Below are 2860 nucleotides of genomic sequence, written 5' to 3'. Positions count from 1 at the left end.
CAACCCCACGGTCCAGATCTCAGACCCCGAGAGGCTACCTCCGCCCCAACGTTAGGAAACCGCCAGCCTAAAGGAAGCGCACGATCAGATAGCTGAACTGCAGCGCCAATTGGCCTCCTTCGGAGAGGAGCCGGCAGGAGCCACGACGGGCAAGGGCAAACCCAAACGCTCCGGCAAGGGCAAAGGAAAACACCTCTCCCCTCCGACTCCTCAAGCCCGTGTGACCAAGCCACCCCCTGTCCAGCCCCCCAAAAAGGGAGTGGAGAGGGTCTCCTCCCAATCGGGGTCGGATTCTGAGGACTTGCTGGCACCTCCGGCTCCGCGCGTCCCCGCCCCGAAACCGGGTAAGGACTACTGGTATGCCGTGGTCCATGGCAAATACAGCAGGAGCGGTGTCTTCACCAACAAGGAGCAAGCCCGCGTCCTTCTCGGGGGACCCCGCACCAAGTACCGCAGGGCTCACTCGGAAGCAGAAGCCTGGGAATTCGTCTACTTCCACCTCGGCGAAGAACCCAACTCCTACCCCGAGACGCTCCCAGAAGAAGCCCCCCCTGCGAGAGCGGGAACCCATGCCGTGGGAGCTGGAGTCCCTCCGGCGGCCGCAGCCGCTGCGATGCCTACACCCACTCCCCCGGGCTCTCAACCCGGCAGCCCACCGGTGTTGTTAAACAACAGAGACCGCTCTACCACCGACACGGAAGAACTCTTTGGGATCAACCTGGACGTCGATACCAAGGTTTTGCGACAGCATCTCGCCCCCCCGGGTATGGCAGACGAAAGAGCCATCCCCCTCATGGAGTGCATGGTCGATGCCGTGTCCCTACCAGGTAAGATCAGCCAGTCTGGAGAGAGCGACGACCTTGGTGCCAACATCCATGCCGCTCTCGCGGAATTGATCACTACCAGCAACCAAAACGGAGGCCGTGAAGACATGAACCGGGATTTGAAATGGAGGAACCAGAACCGCCATGCCCTCAAGTCCGTCAGGAACGAGAGTCAGCTCAAGGAAATGGCCAGGGACGTCCAGGAAATCAGGGACCGGTGCCTCCGTAACCTTATTGCCAAACAGAAGACCATCCTTAGTGTGGAGCCCTGGGACCCTTACCTCATCGAGGCTTGGAGCCAGAGCGGATACATCACGGTCATCTCCCGTCGCAGCGTCGACCACTACATCTCCCTACTCAACCACCTGGTCATAACCTACACCGCCTATGGATGGGAAGAAACCAACCGCATCATTGAGTTCTTTGTCAAAGAGTGGGGACTCATCAGGTCCAACAGCAGCTCGCGCCTCATGGCCATGTGCCACATCTACGTGCACCTACGTGATGCCGCCGATGCCAAGTGGATCATCCCGGCCCTAGAGGCGCAAAAGGTCACGGCCCTCTTTGTCTCCCTCGCCACCCTCATCGGCGGAGGAGGAGGAGGCGGAACCGGCGGAGGAGGAGGAGGCGGACCCAACGGAGCCAGTGGGGCCCCCCGACAGGTAGTGTGTGGCCGCTGTGGCACGATGCTCCACGGAAGCCACCCCTGCTTCGTCCTAAACGGCTCGGCGGCGGCGGCGAAGAAGAAAGGACAGGCGCTACTCAGGAGGCTTGCGGGAGAAGGAGCGGAACAGGCGGAACAAGCGGAAGGATAGGATGGCCCCGGGAGGGGCCTCCTAAGCGGTAGGGTCCCGGCCTGGAAATAGTCGAACAGAACCACCTCCCCATGGATAGCATGGCGGACAAGAAAAGGGGTTCAGGAGGTTGAGGGAGGGCTTTCTAAGGAGAGGCCTCCTCTTGTGCTCAACACTCCGACACATTAAGGAAGCGGAGGGCAAATGGATGCATGTCAAGAAAAATTACTAACAGAAAAGTTTCTATACTGTCTCTATTTTATCTCTTTATCACTTACGTGTAGGTGAGTCATCGTTAGACCTCCCACGTAATGCAGATATCATAAGGGCCCCTCTACGCTATCTTCCTCCACTCGTTACTACCAAGAAGATCCGTTTCGGCACCGTCGGAATGGGCATGGACCTCCCTCGACGGGCCTGGGCTTGTGAGGCCCAGGTCTTCTCGTCCCAAGACACCAACCTGTCCCCAGTCTTGACCTCCCGACAGCAGAGCAAGGAAGTCCGGCCGTGGGACCGGCTCCCCCGCTCTTTCCTACGGAAGAACCCAGTTGACGTGCTCCTCATCGATGCGCACGACCAACCCCAAAGCCGATCGTCTACCCTATCCATGGTGGAAGCCACCCCAAAAGCTGTCCGCCCCAAAGCCATTCTTATCTCAGGGCCTAGCACATGGACTCTGGACCTACCATCCGACTCTTGGAGAAGAGAAAGGAAGAAGGGTTTAGAAAAATTGGGCTATCTCAGCCTGGAATGGTTTGTAAGCGCAGAACAACAGGGCAGCGCACTACGACAGGATCGCTTGATTGAGGTGTTTGTAGCGGTCAGTGAAGGACGGGACCTACCAAAACCGCCTCCAACACAAGGCCTACCAGCACGCCCCATGAAGAACTTGCTGCTACCACTCCACCTGATAGAGCCAAAGTGCCGAGCCCCTTTCAGATCCGCCCGCCGAGACTTTGCACCGAATGAGAACGACGCCCTAAGGATAGTGGGGACCATTCAAGGCCAAGGTCTCCACAGCTCGGAAGGACTCATGCCGGACGACCTAAATGCTTGGGTCACCGACACGGAAACAGGGATCCACCGCCTCCAGACTGAGGAACTGGCCAAAGGAAAAGGCCTTCCCCCGGAATGGATGAAAGAGGGAGTCTCCCTCCCGGCCGCGGCAGTAGGACCAGCCACCTGCCTACACATCTGGGCTTCAGTATGCGACAGCTTGGGAAACTGGTTGCGACGCTCCCA

At 58.7% G+C, this 2860-nt stretch carries 1 protein-coding gene; it reads left to right on the top strand.

The genetic code is table 11. The features are described from left to right. Positions 1-658 precede the first annotated feature (658 nt). The gene (locus tag ACRCYW_RS02380; RefSeq protein WP_438548590.1) at positions 659-1639 is read left to right on the top strand and encodes a hypothetical protein; all 981 of its coding nucleotides are present in this window, start codon (positions 659-661) and stop codon (positions 1637-1639) included. Positions 1640-2860: the final 1221 nt, after the last annotated feature.

This window comes from Aeromonas sp. (genome assembly GCF_051657805.1).
Lineage (GTDB): Bacteria > Pseudomonadota > Gammaproteobacteria > Enterobacterales > Aeromonadaceae > Aeromonas.
This window is presented reverse-complemented; position numbering and strand designations above follow the sequence as displayed.